The 14,793-nt window shown below is 60.4% G+C and carries 12 protein-coding genes and 1 pseudogene; 3 read left to right on the plus strand and 10 right to left on the minus strand.

Annotated features, from left to right (window positions below; translation table 11 throughout):
- The first annotated feature begins 66 nt into the window (after nt 1-66).
- A complete protein-coding gene (locus NKH60_RS25070; RefSeq protein WP_352775279.1) occupies nt 67-1,065 on the plus strand; it encodes a sugar-binding transcriptional regulator in 999 nt (332 codons plus the stop codon).
- 52 nt (nt 1,066-1,117) lie between these two features.
- Here NKH60_RS25070 and NKH60_RS25075 read toward each other — a convergent pair whose 3' ends face one another.
- From NKH60_RS25075 to NKH60_RS25095, 5 genes are all read right to left on the minus strand, one after another.
- Nucleotides 1,118-1,849, minus strand: a complete 732-nt coding sequence (locus NKH60_RS25075; RefSeq protein ID WP_023678772.1) for an ATP-binding cassette domain-containing protein — start codon at nt 1,847-1,849, stop codon at nt 1,118-1,120.
- 2 nt (nt 1,850-1,851) lie between these two features.
- On the minus strand, nt 1,852-2,832 hold the full coding sequence (locus tag NKH60_RS25080) for an ABC transporter permease (RefSeq protein WP_352873695.1): 981 nt from the start codon (nt 2,830-2,832) through the stop codon (nt 1,852-1,854).
- A gap of 194 nt (nt 2,833-3,026) precedes the next feature.
- Complete coding sequence (locus NKH60_RS25085) at nt 3,027-4,010, minus strand: sugar ABC transporter substrate-binding protein (RefSeq protein ID WP_502895713.1); 984 nt, start codon at nt 4,008-4,010, stop codon at nt 3,027-3,029.
- A 39-nt stretch (nt 4,011-4,049) separates the two neighbouring features.
- Entirely contained in the window at nt 4,050-5,255 is a 1,206-nt protein-coding gene (locus NKH60_RS25090; protein WP_352503248.1) for a mandelate racemase/muconate lactonizing enzyme family protein, read from the minus strand.
- Between the two features lie 14 nt (nt 5,256-5,269).
- A complete protein-coding gene (locus tag NKH60_RS25095) occupies nt 5,270-5,989 on the minus strand; it encodes a FadR/GntR family transcriptional regulator (RefSeq protein ID WP_352873697.1) in 720 nt (239 codons plus the stop codon).
- Nucleotides 5,990-6,342: 353 nt separating this feature from the next.
- Here NKH60_RS25095 and NKH60_RS25100 point away from each other — a divergent pair, with 353 nt between their 5' ends.
- On the plus strand, nt 6,343-7,332 hold the full coding sequence (locus tag NKH60_RS25100; protein WP_352873736.1) for a Tim44 domain-containing protein: 990 nt from the start codon (nt 6,343-6,345) through the stop codon (nt 7,330-7,332).
- 114 nt (nt 7,333-7,446) lie between these two features.
- Here the strand turns inward: NKH60_RS25100 and NKH60_RS25105 are convergent, their stop codons facing one another.
- The 5 genes and pseudogenes from NKH60_RS25105 to NKH60_RS25125 form a co-directional block, all read right to left on the minus strand.
- Complete coding sequence (locus tag NKH60_RS25105; RefSeq protein ID WP_352873699.1) at nt 7,447-8,511, minus strand: AI-2E family transporter; 1,065 nt, start codon at nt 8,509-8,511, stop codon at nt 7,447-7,449.
- A gap of 226 nt (nt 8,512-8,737) precedes the next feature.
- A complete protein-coding gene (locus NKH60_RS25110) occupies nt 8,738-9,151 on the minus strand; it encodes a type II toxin-antitoxin system VapC family toxin (protein WP_352873701.1) in 414 nt (137 codons plus the stop codon).
- Nucleotides 9,148-9,396, minus strand: a complete 249-nt coding sequence (locus tag NKH60_RS25115) for a plasmid stabilization protein (RefSeq protein ID WP_352455498.1) — start codon at nt 9,394-9,396, stop codon at nt 9,148-9,150. The genes NKH60_RS25110 and NKH60_RS25115 overlap by 4 nt, the downstream gene beginning before the upstream one ends.
- A 422-nt stretch (nt 9,397-9,818) precedes the next feature.
- Complete coding sequence (locus NKH60_RS25120; protein ID WP_352873703.1) at nt 9,819-10,961, minus strand: Fic family protein; 1,143 nt, start codon at nt 10,959-10,961, stop codon at nt 9,819-9,821.
- Between the two features lie 833 nt (nt 10,962-11,794).
- Nucleotides 11,795-12,252: pseudogene (locus NKH60_RS25125) on the minus strand (cupin domain-containing protein).
- 1,242 nt (nt 12,253-13,494) lie between these two features.
- Here NKH60_RS25125 and NKH60_RS25130 point away from each other — a divergent pair.
- The gene (locus NKH60_RS25130) at nt 13,495-14,721 is read left to right on the plus strand and encodes a pilus assembly protein TadG-related protein (protein ID WP_352474362.1); all 1,227 of its coding nucleotides are present in this window, start codon (nt 13,495-13,497) and stop codon (nt 14,719-14,721) included.
- Nucleotides 14,722-14,793: the final 72 nt, after the last annotated feature.

Genomic DNA, 14,793 nt, shown 5'->3' on the forward strand with positions numbered 1-14,793 from the left:
TCGATGAGCACATGGCTCCGCCGAGCCGCTCTGGACCCGCTGCCGCGGAGTGGACAGGATGATCTGATGGAGAAACCAGCGCGAAAGAAACGCGATGGCCGCCAAGCCGTAACGAGTTCCGTCACGGCCGATCGCGAGGAAGGGCTGCTCGTACGCGCCGCCTGGCTTGCTTATGTCGGTGACCTGACGCAAGCACAAATCGCCAAGTCTCTTGGCCTGACACGCCTTCGCGTCAACCGGATGCTGGCGCATGCCCGTCAGCGCGGGATCGTTCAGATTCGCATCAATTCCAAGGTGGCGAACTGCATCGAGTTGGAGCACCGGCTGCGGGACGCCTATGGCGTTTCCGACCCAATCGTGGTTCCGACACCGCCCGATCCCGCCCTGGTGCCACAGGTGATCGCAGCCGCTGCCGGTGAAGCCCTGTCGCATAGAATCCGTGACGGGATATCGGTGGGCGTGGGATGGGGACGGACGCTCCAGCTTAGTCTGCGCTCAGTGACCGTACGCCCCGTCAAAGGGATGTCGGTCGTTTCCCTGCTTGGCGGGCTCACGCGTGGATCGGCGATCAACATCTATGAAATCGCCTCGCGGCTCGCGGCGCTTTTCGACGCGGAATGCTACTACATCGCAGCACCGGTGTTCACGGATACGGAGGCCACGCGCGATCTGCTTATGCGCCAGTCCATTCTGGAAGACGCCTTCACCCATGCCCGCGACGTTGACGCCGCTTTCGTTTCGGTGGGCGCGGTGCACAAGGACGCCACCATCTTTCGGATCGGACTGGTAGGAGACGATGATCTCAGATCGCTCCAAAAAGCCGGAGCCGTCGGCGATATTTGCGGCCACTGGATCGGCGCCGACGGACAACTCGTCGATCACCCGCTAAACAGCCGTGTCATCGGCCTCGCCCCCGAACATCTGCGCGACGTCGACACTGTGATCCTGCCCTCCGGCGGCCTCGACAAGGTTCCGGTGCTGCGTGCCGTGCTGCGTCTCGGCGTCGTCGATGTGCTGATCACCGACGAGAAAACCGCTGAGGCGATCCTTGCGGAAAAGCCGTAGCGCAGACTGACCTCTACCAGCAGAGCGGCTCGCGAGTGATCGCTTCTTCGCGTCACAGAACCTCGTGGATTTCCTCGATCGAAGTCTCGCCGATCCGCTTGTCGAGAACGATCTCGCCGCGCGCCATCGCCACGACCCGGTCACAGCATTCGAAAACATGATGCATGTTGTGGCTGATGAAGACGCTGGTGATGTTCTGGGCCTTGAGGGCGCGAACGAAGCCGATCACCTTTCGCGTCTCCTTGACCGAGAGATGATTGGTCGGCTCGTCGAGGATCATGACTTTCGACTTGAAGTGCATGGCCCGGGCGATCGCCACGCCTTGGCGCTGGCCGCCCGACAGTTCGCCGACCAGCGCGTCGGGCGACCTCAGATGCAGATCGACGTCGGCGATCGCCTTGACGCTTTCGTCACGCATGCGCTTCTGGTCCAGGATGCCGATGCCGAAAACCGAGCCCTTCACCGGTTCGCGTCCGATGAAAACGTTGCGTGCGATGGTCATGGTCGGGACCATCGAATTGTACTGGTAGATCGTCTCGATGCCGCGATCCATGGCGTCGCGCGGGTTCGAGAATCGGACCGGTTCACCGTCGATCCTGATCTCGCCGCCATCGGGCTTTTGGGTGCCTGACAGGATGTTGATCAGCGTCGATTTGCCGGCGCCGTTGTCGCCGACGAGGCCCAGCGCCTCGTCTGGGTAGATGTCGAGAGTGACGTTCTTCAAGGCGTGGACGCCGGAATACCATTTCTGGAGTCCCTTGATCGCGATGATGGGTGCCGCCATGATCAGGTCTCCACCTTCATTGCCCTGCCCCGCTTTCGAAGCCAGGCGTTCACGACGACCGCGAAGATAGTCAGGAAGCCGATTGCCATCTTGAACCAGTTGGCGTCAACCTGGCTCAGCACCAGTCCGTTGTCGATGACGCGGATCAGGGCAGCCCCGATGATGCCGCCGAAGATGGTGCCAATGCCGCCAGTCAGCGAGGCGCCACCGATGACGGCAGCCGACACGGCTTGCAACTCCAGCCCCTCGCCGATCGAAGGCAGCGGCGCGCCGAGCCGCATCACCTGAATGGTGCCGGCAAAGCCGGCGAGCACCGAACAGATCATGAAGCAGGCGACCTTCACCCGGGCCGTCGGGATGCCCATCGATTGCGCGGCGGGCAGAAAGCCGCCGGTGGCGCGCACCCAGTTGCCGAAATTCGTGCGCGACAGAAGCACCGTCACCAGGATTGCCACGGCGAGAAACCAGAAGAACGACATGCGAAAGAGGTCGCCCGGCCCCACATAGATCGTAAACAGCCATTTCGGCAGAGCGTTGGCCGGGATGACAGGAGGGAAGCCACCGGAGATTACCACCGTCAGCGAACGCGCGATGAACAGCATGCCAAGCGTGGTGATGAAACTTGGTATCGCGAAACGAATCGTTATGAACCCGTTGAAGAAGCCAATCAGGGCGGCGATCGCGAGCCCGGCGGCAAAGGCCGGCGCGAACGGCACGCCTGCCGCCAGCATCACCGCCATGGTCATCGGGGTCAGCGCAAATACCGAGCCTACCGAAAGATCAAACTCGCCGCATATCATCAGCAGGGTCACGCCGATCGCGACCAGCCCCATTTCGGGCAGCAGCCCAAGCATTCCGCGCACGTTCTGTGCGTTCAAAAATACGCCGTTCGAGCGAATCTGAAAGACGAGGAGGAGGAGGAGCAGGAACACGACCGCCGCAAGCTCCGGCTTCTCCAGATAGATCTTCATCAAGCGCTTCATCATTCGCTCCGGCTTGGGATTGTTTGCGCTGGCTTGTCGCATCGGCAAGGGGATGGCGGCAGTCTGTCTGCTACCGCCCCTGACAAGGGAGATGCCGTTGGAGGATGGGACGGAGCCGACGCCCAAGGCCGTGCTGCCTGCCCTCCCCTTGCCCTCTCCGCGTAAAGAACGAGGAGAGGACGCCGGCTTCGCGCCTACCGCACGCCTTGTGCGGCCAGTTCCTTGAGCTTTGGCACGTCTTCCTTGACGATGATGCCCTTGCCGGTGTCGATGTCTGCCGGCAGCAGACCGACGTTCTTGGCGAGATAGGCTTCCATCACCGGCATGAAGCCCTGCATGTAGGGCTGCTGGTCGACCTGGACCTGGATGTAACCCGCTTCCATCTGTTGCAGGACTTCCGAGACGATGTCGAAGCCGCCCATCAGCACCTTGCCCGGCTCGATGCCGCGATCGATCAGGACCTGGGCCACGTAGGCATGCCAAAGGCCGGTGTCGAAATACACGGTGGTGTCCGGGTGGGCGGACAGATAGGCGCCAACACGATCGGCGACGACGGCGCCATCTGTGCCGGTGTCGAGCCGTTCAATGACCACTTCGCGTCCGGCATTCGCGGCCTTGTATTCCTCAAGGAACTTCATGACGCCGGCAGCGCGCTGTTCCGACCAGTTCTGACCGGGCGCGGAGACGCCGACGAGCGCCCTGATCTTGCCTTCCTTGGGGAAGAACTCGGACATCTTCTTGCCGAGTTCGTAGCCGGCGGGAATGAAGCCTTGGCCGATGAAAGCCTGGCGGGCATTGCCGGCTGCACCCTCGGTGTCGTCGACGTTGGACGCGATGACCGTGACGCCGGCAGCGCGGGCGTCGGCGATGATCTGGTCGAAGGCATTGTTGTCGACGATCGAGGTGATCAGCGCGTCCGGTTTTGCCGCGAGCGCCGCCTGCATGTTGGCCGATTGTTGCTCGATCGAGCCTTCGGTCTGCGTGAAGACCATCTGGCAATTGGCCTGGATCTTGGCGCAGGCGTCGTCAAAGCCCTTCTTCACCGCCTGCCAGAACGGGTTCGACGCCGACGAATGATGCGTGAAGACGATGTTCATCGGCTCCTGTGCGCGTGAGCCGATTGCCGAGCCACCAGCCAGTACTGCTGCCAAGGCTGCCGAGATAAGTAGCTTCTTCATGATTCTCCTCCTCCGTAGAAAGCTGCTTCAGGTTCATTTTCAGAGAGTAGATGCGTCGCTCACCCGTCGAAGCGCCGTGAAGGCGCGATCGATCTCCGGGTTCAGTTCCATGCCGAGGCCCGGTCCGGGGGGCACGGTGATCATGCCGTTCTTCACCTGCGGCAAAGCGGTCACAAGATCGCGGTACCAGGTCTTGTAAAAGGCCCTGACACTCTCCTGGACAAGCGCGTTCGGCGCATTCAGCGACAGGTGGGTCGATGCGCCGAGCACCACTGGACCGGTGCAGTCGTGTGGCGCGACCGGCAGGTGCCATGCTTCAGCCATGGCAGCGATCTTGCGCGCCTCCGAGAGCCCGCCGCACCAGCTGATATCAAGCATAATGACACCGGCCGCTCCGGTTTCGAGAAGGTCGCGGAAGGCCCACCGGGAACCGAGCGTTTCCGAAGCCGATATCGGCGCCAGCGAAGCCTCGGCATAGCGTTTCAGGCTGGACAGGCTGTCCATCCTGATTGGATCTTCGTGCCAGAAGGTCTTATGGGGGGCAAGCTCGCGAGCGATCTGCATGGCCGGCAGCAGCTGCCACATTGAATGGAATTCAACCATGATGTCCATCTTGTCGCCGACCGCATTGCGGATTTTCTCGAACGGCGCCAGCGCGGAATTCAAGTCGGGCTGCGATATATACTGGCCGCGCGTTTTCTCGGCGGCCATGTCGAAGGGCCAGATCTTCATGGCCGTGATACCTTCCTCCAACAACGAATGCGCCAGTTCGTCGGCGCGGTGAAGGAAGCCGTTCAGATCATCATAGGCGTCGCCGGGCTTGTCGAGCCCGTAGTTGGCAGTCGTCTGCCCGGTGGCCTTCTTGATGTATTCGGTTCCGGCACAGGTGTTGTAGGTCCTGATCTCGTGCCTGGTGAACCCGCCGAGGAGTTGTGCGATCGGCTGACCCGTCGCCTTTCCGAACAGATCCCAAAGCGCGATATCGAAAGCGGAATTGCCCCTGACTTCCGCGCCCGTCGATCGGAAACCGAGATAGCCGACGAGGTCGGCGGCAAGCAGGTCGATCTGCAAGGGGTCGCGCCCGATCACGCACGGCGCGACATATTCGTGCAGATAGGTCTCGACGGTTTCAGCCATGAAGAAGGTCTCGCCGAGTCCGACGAGGCCTTCGTCCGTGTGAACCAGGACCCACAGAAGGTTCGGCCGCTCCTTCAGCCGCAGCGTTTCCAGTTTCGTGATCTTCATTGCGCCCCTGCTCCTCAGGCGATGCCGGCCGCCAGCAGGGCCTTGACGCTCTCGTCAAAATGCCTCGCCATCAGGTCACGCGCCGACTGGGGATCACCGGTCTCGATTGCTTCGGCGAGGTCGATATGGATCTGGATCATCGCCAACTGCTCGGCATCCGAAGGGCGGGTCCGCCAGCCGATCGGCCAGGTCTGGCGCGATACGCGCTCGAACGCGCCGACGATGAGGCTGAAAACCGGATTCTTCGCAGCCTTGGCGATTTCGAGGTGAAAGGCGAGATCGTGCTCCATGACCTGTTCCGGCCGCTGGAAATTCTCGCGCATGGCGAGCGCGTGCTTCCTGATCCTTTCCACTTCGTCGGCGGTTCTGCGCAAGGCCGCCAGCATGGCAGTGCGGGTCTCAATCGTGCGGCGCACGTCGTAGATTTGCTGCACCGTGATCTGCTCGGTGTGGACGCCATGCTCGATCACCAGTGACATGGCGCCATAATCCAGCTCGGCGACGGTAGCCCGTCTGCCCGCCCTCAGGTCGATAAGCCGCATGGCGGCGAGCGAGCTGAAGGCCTCGCGAACCACGGTACGCGAGACGCTCAATTGTCTCGAAAGCGCGGCCTCGCTGGGCAGCCGGTCGCCGGGCCCGAGCTCATGCGCGCGGATATGGCGCGTGATCTCGCCGATCGTATTGCTGACCAGGCTCGCTGCGTCGGAATGTTTTGCGGATACGGCCGTGCTCACGCAATCTCCAGTTCAGGAGTGGGCAAACCTGTATGGCAGGTTTTCCAGATATGTTGATAGTACACAGGAAAGCTGTAAGTCAATCGAGTCTTCGCCGGGAGACCCTCGGCATCATCGCCGGGGAGATCGATGACCACAGGCTTGCATGAGCGATGCTGTTGACTCGACCGGGTGCGGGAGCCTGCGTGGTCGAACAGCGATCATCGCGCTTGGGTAGGGCAGACATTCTCGTCGTGAACACTGGCGGGCGGCCGACCATGCCGCCCGAAAATATCTCGACGGACGATTCACTGCTATTTCGATCGACGCACCCCATATGAGCGGAAAGAGTGTCACTTGAGGACTTGCCTATGCTGATTTCGCGTTGGGGACGGTTTGCAGTTTTGTTTGCGGGGTTGTTCCTGGCATTTTCCATGGTCGCTGTGGATCACGCCGATGCGCGCCGTGGCGGCAGCTTCGGCAGTCGCGGCATGCGCACTTTCCAGCCGGTCCCGCCGACCAGAGTTGCGCCGCAACCGGCCGCACCGGTCGAGCGCTCGATGACGCCCAATGCGGCCGCGAACAATGCGGCCCGTCAGCCGCAGGCATTCCAGGGCCCGGGCTTCTTCAACGGCCTCGGCGGATCGATGATACGTGGGCTGCTTCTCGGCGGTTTGATCGGCGTTCTTCTGGGTCATGGGTTCGGCGGCTTGGCCGGCATGTTGGGTCTTTTGCTGCAAGTACTGCTGTTCGGCGGCGCGATCATGCTGGCGATCCGCTTTTTCCGCTTGCAGTCGGCGCAAAGCCCAGCGTCCGTTACGGCTGGTGCCTCGCGGGGCACCGGGACCTTTGCGCGAAACGCAGCAGCGCGGCACGAGCCGAGCAACGGCCCGACTTCCTCCATTACCGGCATCGGGTCAGGATTTGGCGGAACGAGCCAAGCCAACGCTTCCGATGAGATCACACTCACCCAAACCGACCTCGACACGTTCCAGCAACGGCTGACGGAAGTTCAGGAGGCATTCGGGCGCGAAGATCATGCTGCATTGCGCCGGTTGGTGACACCCGAGATGGTGTCCTATCTGTCCGAGGAACTTGCCGACAATGCCAAAAAGGGCGTCAGGAACGACGTGTCGGACGTCAGCCTGCTGGAGGCCGATATTGCGGAAAGTTGGCGGGAGGGTGATCGCGACTACGCGACGGCTGCTTTGCGCTATGAGTCTCGCGACGTGACCCGCGACCGCATCAGCGGCAAGATCGTTGAGGGCGGGGCCGATCAGCCGACGGAGACGGCCGAACTGTGGACCTTTACGCGGCAGAACGGCGGTGACTGGAAGCTTGCCGCAATACAGCAGCCTGGCTGATGTGCTTGCCTTCGTTGAGATCTCTGCCCAGAGGTTGTTCAGGTTTCGCGCTACCACTCGAAGACCAGCGCCCTTTTCGCGCTTGATCAATCCGTCACGGACTGATGCGGTAGCTCACCAGCGCGCGGCGGCGTCCGGCCGGTCGGTCAATCGAGTCTTTAGCACGTCGATGAGGCTGATTGTGATGGCGATCACCGCAGGTCCGAGGACAAGGCCGGATGCTCCGAACAAGACGATGCCGCCGACCGCGCCGATAAAGGCCACCACCGTGTGGAGGCGCAACCGATTCCCGACAAGCATCGGATAGAGCAGATTGTCGATGCCGCCGACGATGACGCCGCCCCAGACGGTCAATATCGCTGCGCTGGCCCAAGCTCCCTCCAGTGCGAGATAGACCGCTGCGGGCACCCAGATCACAAACGCCCCGAGCACGGGCACGATGGCAAGAAGTCCCATGACAAGGCCCCAAAAGACTGGCGTCGGCAGGCCGAGCCACCAGAACATCAGGCCACCCAATGTTCCCTGGACGGCGGCGACGAACACGGTGCCGAGCAGTGTTGCATAGACGGTCTCCGCAAAGCGAGACAAGATGTAGGCTGTCTCCGGAGCGCGCAGGGGCGAAAGGCCCGCGACGGCTTGCAGGCCATGTTGGCGGTCGCGCAGAAAATAGAACAGAAGATAAAATGTCAGGCCGAACATCGCGACTTGATAGATGGAGCCACGCAATAGCGATGTGCTTTGTCCCGTCAGCCATTGCACGAATGCGGCGACTGAGCCGGCCGGATCGAATTGGTTCTCGATCCATTGGGCAATGGCCGAAAGCGTGGGATAGCCAGACATGAAGCCGACTGCGTCCCAACCGCGGATGACCTCCTCCAGATAAGTCGCTCCGTTTACCGCCTCGCGAACGAGCTGTTGTGCGACGAGCGCCAGCGGCAGGCCGACGGCGATCGCCGCGACGCTTACCGATATCAGCGCTGCCAGGTTTCGATTTCCGACCCGTCTCTCAACCCACCGGTGAGCCGGAGACAGAATAATTGCCAGGACGAGCGCCCAGGTCAATGCCGGCAAAAAAGGCCACGCCAGCAGATAACAGACATATAGACCGATCGCCGTCGCTGCCAGGACGCCGAGCAATTTCAATTGTTTCACATCCGGCATCTGTTTCAGATCGGGCATCTCTCGCCGTCTCGCAAGCCCAGCGAGCCTAATGGTTTTCGCGAAGAAAAGGCAGGTCGGTTGCCGTACCCGGTCAGGCTGCCGCTGAGGCGCTTCGAGCGACCTTCAGGGGATTTTGACGACATGCAAATTGACCTGATATCGCTCGCCTGCGCTTTGACGGCCTTTCAGCCCGTCTTTGACAGGCAGATGGGGGCTTGAACAAAAGCGACGACAGGAAAACGCTTCAGAACTCCCACGGAGATGTCAGAACGAGTCCTGCCGTCTCGAAGTCAGTCAGATTGCGCGTGGCGAGGCGGCCCCCGTTTACTCGAGCGATCGCCGCGATCATGCCATCGGGTGCCGACATGCCGCGTCCCTGGCGAGCAGCAGCACCCATAATTTCCCCATAAACCAGCGCAGCCTCTTCTGTCAGACCGAAGATGCGGTCTGCGAAACGCCGGCGCCAGTCCGACAACCCTTGCTCCAGCCGTTCGGCACGTTGATCCGGTCTTATCTTCTGGATGCCGAACGCGATCTCGGCAATCGTCACGGTTGGAAGCGCGAGTTCGGCATCGTATCGGATCAGCCAGGCAATGACTGCCTCGTCTGGGGTCTTTTTCCACGTTTCGGAAACGACGTTCGTATCGACAAAGATCAAAGCTCGACGCCTCGATTCGGCCGGCGACTCTCACGGATCACCGCCTCAAGGTCGATGTCTGTGCCGGATTGCGCTGAAAGCCGCGGGTAGAAGGCAGAAGCAGGCTCACGACCGGCCTCGCGGACCTCGTAAGATTCGAGGGCGCGCTCGACCACCTCCGCAATCGAGCGGTTTTCACGACGGGCAAGCCGGTGTGCAAGATCACGCGCCTTGGCGCTGCGGACTGAGAGTTGTGGCTCGGCCATATCGGACTCCTTGGCACCCATGTATAGGCTCATTTCGCCTGCTAGCAAGATGGCATCTGATGGCTTGATGTCAAAACCGATGTTGCAGCGAGTTGCGGCTGCGCAGAAATAGGAGATAAAATGTCAGGCCCAGCGTCGGTTGCCGTACGGGTTGTGGTGCTGTCAGGATGGCGAAACCAGAAGGCGTTGGGTGCCTAGGCAAAGCCAAAGCGCGATTCAGGGGTTTTGCAGCCTATCAAACCGCTCGCTGGGGCTTCAATGGCGGCTATCAAGGCGGAAAGTTCGTCAATGACTGGCCCTAACGGCTTGCGACCGAACCCGATGGACCAGTGCCGAGCGACAAACGGCATAGACGCATTCTCCGAACCAATCGAGCGGGCCAATCATGCTTTGGGCGCGCGCTGTTGGCTCGCGCTCCTGTTTCAACGATGTCGCCGAGGCGCGCGATCCGGCCCGTCATCCAATCCTGCCAGCGAATAGCTCGTGCTTCGCCCACCGGCTTCATCTCTCACGAGTATCCCTTGCGCCAGGAGATCATTGATATCGCGCAAGGCCGTGTCAGGTGAGGTCTTGGTCAGCACTGCCCATTTCGAGGAGGTGAGCTTGCCTTCGAAGCCGTCCAGGAGCCGATTGACGACTTTGCGCTGGCGTTCGCTTAGAGGTCGTTGGACCATCTCCTCCCAAAAACGGGCCTTTCGCAGCACATTGGCCAAAATCTCCTCGGCCCCGCTGAAGGCGCGGTCGAGGCAGCTTAGAAACCATTGCAGCCAAGGGGTGATGTCGAGACTGCCCTTCTGCGTCCGTTCGAGGATCGCGTAGTAGTCCTTCCGCTCCGCCCGGATTTGCGCGGACATGCTATAGAACCGCTGAGCGCTGCCCTCCGATCGCGCCAACATCATGTCGGCGATCGCGCGGGCGATACGGCCGTTGCCATCCTCGAAGGGATGGATGGTGACGAACCATAGATGGGCGACCCCCGCCTTCAGAACGGGATCAAGCGGCGCGTAACCGTTGAACCAGTCGATGAACGAGGCCATTTCAAGCTCAAGCCGGGCCGCTTCTGGAGCTTCATAGTGGACTTTCTCCCGACCGATGGGACCTGAGACGACCTGCATCGGACCAGAGGCTTCATGCCGCCACGCACCGACGATAATCTTCGTCATGCCGCTGCGACCCGTCGGAAACAGGGCCGCATGCCAGGCGAACAACCGCTCACCCGTAAGTAGCGCCTGATAGTTCTGAGTTACGTCGAGCATCATCTCGACCACGCCCTCGACATCGCGGTCGACCGGCGCCAGTGCGCCAATATTCATGCCCAGCCGGCGGGCGATGGACGACCGCACCTGTTCCTTGTCGAGAATTTCACCCTCAATTTCGCTGGATTTGAGAACGTCCTCCGTTAGGGTCTGAAGCATCGCCTCGGCACGCAATTCGAAGCCTAGCGCCTCCATCCGCCCCAGCAGCCGGCCCTGCCGATGGCGCACCGTCGCCAGTTGATCGGCAAGGTCCTGGCTGCGCCACTCGAACTGCGGCCAGTTTTCAAGCTCGTAGATATAGGTCGCCATATTCTCCGCACTTTTTGCGTCGAATATGGGCCTCAATCGTCGTATATGCAAGATCATTTGCCGCAATTTATGCGGTGAATAGACCAGCTAAACACCGCATGGTCACGGCTTATTATTCCCCATTGTCAGCTTCTTCTCTCAAAGACCTCCCATTTTGACGCTATATCTCGTCAGGTTATGAGGCATTTTGCGATTAGGCAGTGAGAATGGCACTGGTCCAGTACTCCGAGAATGGCTTCTTCGCTCCGCGCACGATTGCCGATCCTTTCGCACGACGAGCGACGAACCCGGCCGAACTGCGGGGCTGGGCAAGGATGCCGACCAGCACAAGCTGCGCGTCCGGTCGGGCAAGACCCGCGGTGCCATCTTCGGCTAAACCCATGGCTCACAGCGGGGGCCGCCAAGGCCAATTCACGCTCCAGGGCAGCGTTGGCGACAAGAAGCGCCTTTGCTGCTTCTCTGGCCCACCACGGGCCGCGAGGGCTTCGTCCGCCGCAAGCTCCCAGTCGGCTGCAGGATCAAGTTGCTGTTGCTGCGACCTATCGATTTGGTCGCCCATGGCTATCAGCCCAACACTACCGGCGTGTCGTCATAGCTGTTGGCGACACCGGTCAGGCCGGGAACAGGGATGACCGTGCCATGTCGAAGGCATCATAGTCTGCAAAGCAGATTGGGACCCAGTTCGCCGACCCCATCAGGGCCAGCAGCGTCGAATGGCTGCATCTACAGGCCGGACAGACGACTGCACCCGACCAACGCGCCACAACAGAGGACATCGCAGGTGCCGACGCCATGAGCGGCGCTGCGCCATCACCCGACATCGCAAATCGACCTTAGGCTCTTGTTGTCAAGGTAGAGAGCTGGTCAGTGTCGTAACGGTTCCGCAAGTCTGCAAGCGCTTTCGGATCCGGAGGGCCGTGCGCAGCGAGCCTGGCAAGCTCTTCAAAATAGTGTTCGTGTCCAGGCGGAGAGACGGTCATCAGCACCCGCGCCGGCTCTTGACATTGGTGATGTTGTGCGGAATGCCCGGTGGAATGAACAGGTAGGTGCCCCCGGTCGCGCGGATCGTCTTGTCCCCAACATGCCAGACGCATTCGCCCTCAAGAAGGTAGAAGGTTTCCTCCTGCACGCGATGAACATGAAGGCCGGTAGCGAACCCGCTCGGGATCGTCCAGTCGAACATGCTCGTGTGTTTCGTATCCTTGCCGGTGACAAGGAACACCATCGGATAGCCACGTAGCATGACCCCCTTATTCTGGTCGGGCATGCGAATGACGGGAGCGACGCTCATCTGATCCTCCATTGGCTCGGCGCTTCTTCCGCAAGCACCGGCTCAGGTTGCCCTCGCCATTTCGACAAGTCGTGAAGCGGCTCCGAAATCGTTGCGAAAAATTCACAAACGGTATCTTCTTCGGGAATGGCGACAACTCTTGCGTTTGGCGCGCATAACTTGACCATCGCTTCGGTGCCTGACCATTACGTCGCTGCAGATAGCGATACCCTGGCCCGCAGCGACCGCGTCGACCGCATGCGGTTCCTCGCGAAAGCTCAGATTGTTGCTATCCCGGATGTCGAGATCGATAGAGCGGGCAACGCCAGATATCGCGACCAGGTTGGCGCCGCGCGATCACGGTTTATCCAATCAAAATGGATGAGCGGCTGGCTTGGATGCTTTCGGAACGATCCGTGGTCGTGTCGGCTATGCCTTCGACCGCTGGCTACCGTACGTCCGCCGGCGTTGCGATGGGGAAGTGAGGATTGATGAGCACGTCTTTGGAGCGAGCGAGAGCAAGTTTCAGACATGCTATGCAGCCCCGCGCACGGCCGATTGCGACCGCGCGCCTGACGGCGGCGGGATGATGAAGCTGTCGACCTCGTCCCCGGAAGGCATGCCGGAAATGTCCATGGCGAACTCAATGAGAAATTAAGCGCTGTGTAAGGGCATCCGTCATTTTCATCTGTAGCCCGGCCCCTCCCAAGCACACGAGGCGTGCCAACTCGAAGCCTTGTCAATCAATTGCTTCGACCAAACGTTGCGAATACCTGACGCCCGATTTCCTTCTTCTAGTTTGGCGTTTTCCGGGCAGAACTCTACCGGGCGCAGGCGTTTTTCACCATGAGCGCCGTCAGGTGCGAGCATCTCGACTGCGGCAAGGATGCCGGATAGGGATTTGCCAAGTCCAGACAGCCATCGCATTGGTCCTGTTTTGAATACCGCGCCGACGGCGATGCATATCTCTGAGGAGCAATTCGAAAATGATCAGTCCGCCAAGGCGACATGGCGAGTACGCGACCGCGAGACGCCATCCCGCGCGCGATGATGCGCGCGGGCCGGCCTTGACGATCGCCAGACCGGCGCCAGACGGCGGGGCGTGGTCGCCGGCGCTCGGCGGCGTCATCGTGGTGAATTTGAGACGCTGATTCAGCTGCTCCCCGCAAGCTGATTTGCGATCGAGACAACTTTACCCGCTGGGGAAACGGACCCTCAATATGCTGCCTCTAGGTTAGTCCCAGCTAAATGAAGGGGGCTTTCATGCGGGTGACCGAACGATTTTGGCGTTCAGAACGCGGCAACCTCGCCGTGGTGTTTGCGTTGGTCTTGCCGGTCGTGCTGTTGGGCGTCGGAGTGGCGATAGACTTTGCGCGCGTGAGCCGAACTGCCCAACAGTTGCAGGAGGGAGCCGACTCCACGGCCCTTCAGTTAGCCGTGGCAAGCGCGAACAGCAGCGATATGACGTCGGAGCAGCGTCAGCAGAACGTTGATACTTTCGCCAGCCCCACCTTTGTGGCCACGCGAAGTCCCTATAGTGGTGACGCCCACCAGACGGTTGGTTCAACCAATCCCACAATTGTGACGGTTCTATTGCACCAACCCCAGGAATTGGCCTTCTCGGCAATCCTTGGCGTCGTTAAACTTGATATTAGCCGAAGCGCAACCGCGATTGCCTATCCGCGATACCCAGTCTGTCTTCTCGTGCTAGATCGGTCCGCCTCGAACGCATGGTCGAATTCGGGGTCTTCCTCGATAAATGGCCAGAAATGCGTTGCGCAGGTGAATTCAAGATCGGGGTCTGCGCTAGCCACGAATGGCGCATCGTCCATCAGGACATTGGTGACGTCAGTCGTCGGCCCCTCCGGGCCGTCTGCCGGCTTCAACCCTCAACCGCTTTTCGATCAGAAAGAGCTGGCAGATCCCATTATCTCCCGAGTGGTCTGGCCAACAGACAATGTCTGCACCTACAATAACCTGGTGATCAAAAACGCCACCGCAAATCTCGTTCCCGGCACTTTTTGTGGAGGGCTCATCCTGTCGGTCGGAGCGGTGGTCAATCTTGCTGCGGGAACGTATGTCATCAGGACGGGAGGGCTTTCGCTCTCCTCTGGCGCGGTTCTCGATGCAGCTGACGGTACCACCATCGTTCTACTCGACGATCAGGCCACCACTACAATGCAGGCCGGCGCCAAGCTACGCCTGACGGCGCCGACCAGCGGCCCGTGGATGGGGATCGCGCTAGCTCAAAAACCCCAAGGCGTGGAGAGAACCTCCACGCTCATTGGCGGTGGCGATACAGATCTAGGCGGTATAGTCTATCTGCCGTCACAAAAGCTTTTTCTTACAGGTGGGGGTGCATTGTCGACGGACAGTAAGCCTCGCATCTTTGTGGTCAACCGGATCGAGATGAACGGCAATGGCTCAATTTATCTTGCTGGCGCAAGTGACTTATTGACAACGAATTCTGCAACGAGACTGATGAATTGAACTTAGCTATAGCCGGCGCGGTGTTGTGGTACAGACTCATTTGAAGTTCGCTTGCTTCCGTGTTGGACGGAG

The sequence above is a fragment of the Mesorhizobium sp. M1006 genome, assembly GCF_040318825.1.
GTDB lineage: Bacteria > Pseudomonadota > Alphaproteobacteria > Rhizobiales > Rhizobiaceae > Mesorhizobium.

Excerpts from the sequence above, each read along its gene's own strand:
- NKH60_RS25070 (WP_352775279.1), top strand. The coding sequence starts at position 67 with ATGGAGAAACCAGCGCGAAAGAAACGCGATGGCCGCCAAGCCGTAACG.
- NKH60_RS25075 (WP_023678772.1), bottom strand. The coding sequence starts at position 1,849 with ATGGCGGCACCCATCATCGCGATCAAGGGACTCCAGAAATGGTATTCC.
- NKH60_RS25080 (WP_352873695.1), bottom strand. The coding sequence starts at position 2,832 with ATGAAGCGCTTGATGAAGATCTATCTGGAGAAGCCGGAGCTTGCGGCG.
- NKH60_RS25085 (WP_502895713.1), bottom strand. The coding sequence starts at position 4,010 with ATGAAGAAGCTACTTATCTCGGCAGCCTTGGCAGCAGTACTGGCTGGT.
- NKH60_RS25090 (WP_352503248.1), bottom strand. The coding sequence starts at position 5,255 with ATGAAGATCACGAAACTGGAAACGCTGCGGCTGAAGGAGCGGCCGAAC.
- NKH60_RS25105 (WP_352873699.1), bottom strand. The coding sequence starts at position 8,511 with ATGCCCGATCTGAAACAGATGCCGGATGTGAAACAATTGAAATTGCTC.
- NKH60_RS25115 (WP_352455498.1), bottom strand. The coding sequence starts at position 9,396 with ATGGCCGAGCCACAACTCTCAGTCCGCAGCGCCAAGGCGCGTGATCTT.
- NKH60_RS25120 (WP_352873703.1), bottom strand. The coding sequence starts at position 10,961 with ATGGCGACCTATATCTACGAGCTTGAAAACTGGCCGCAGTTCGAGTGG.
- NKH60_RS25130 (WP_352474362.1), top strand. The coding sequence starts at position 13,495 with ATGCGGGTGACCGAACGATTTTGGCGTTCAGAACGCGGCAACCTCGCC.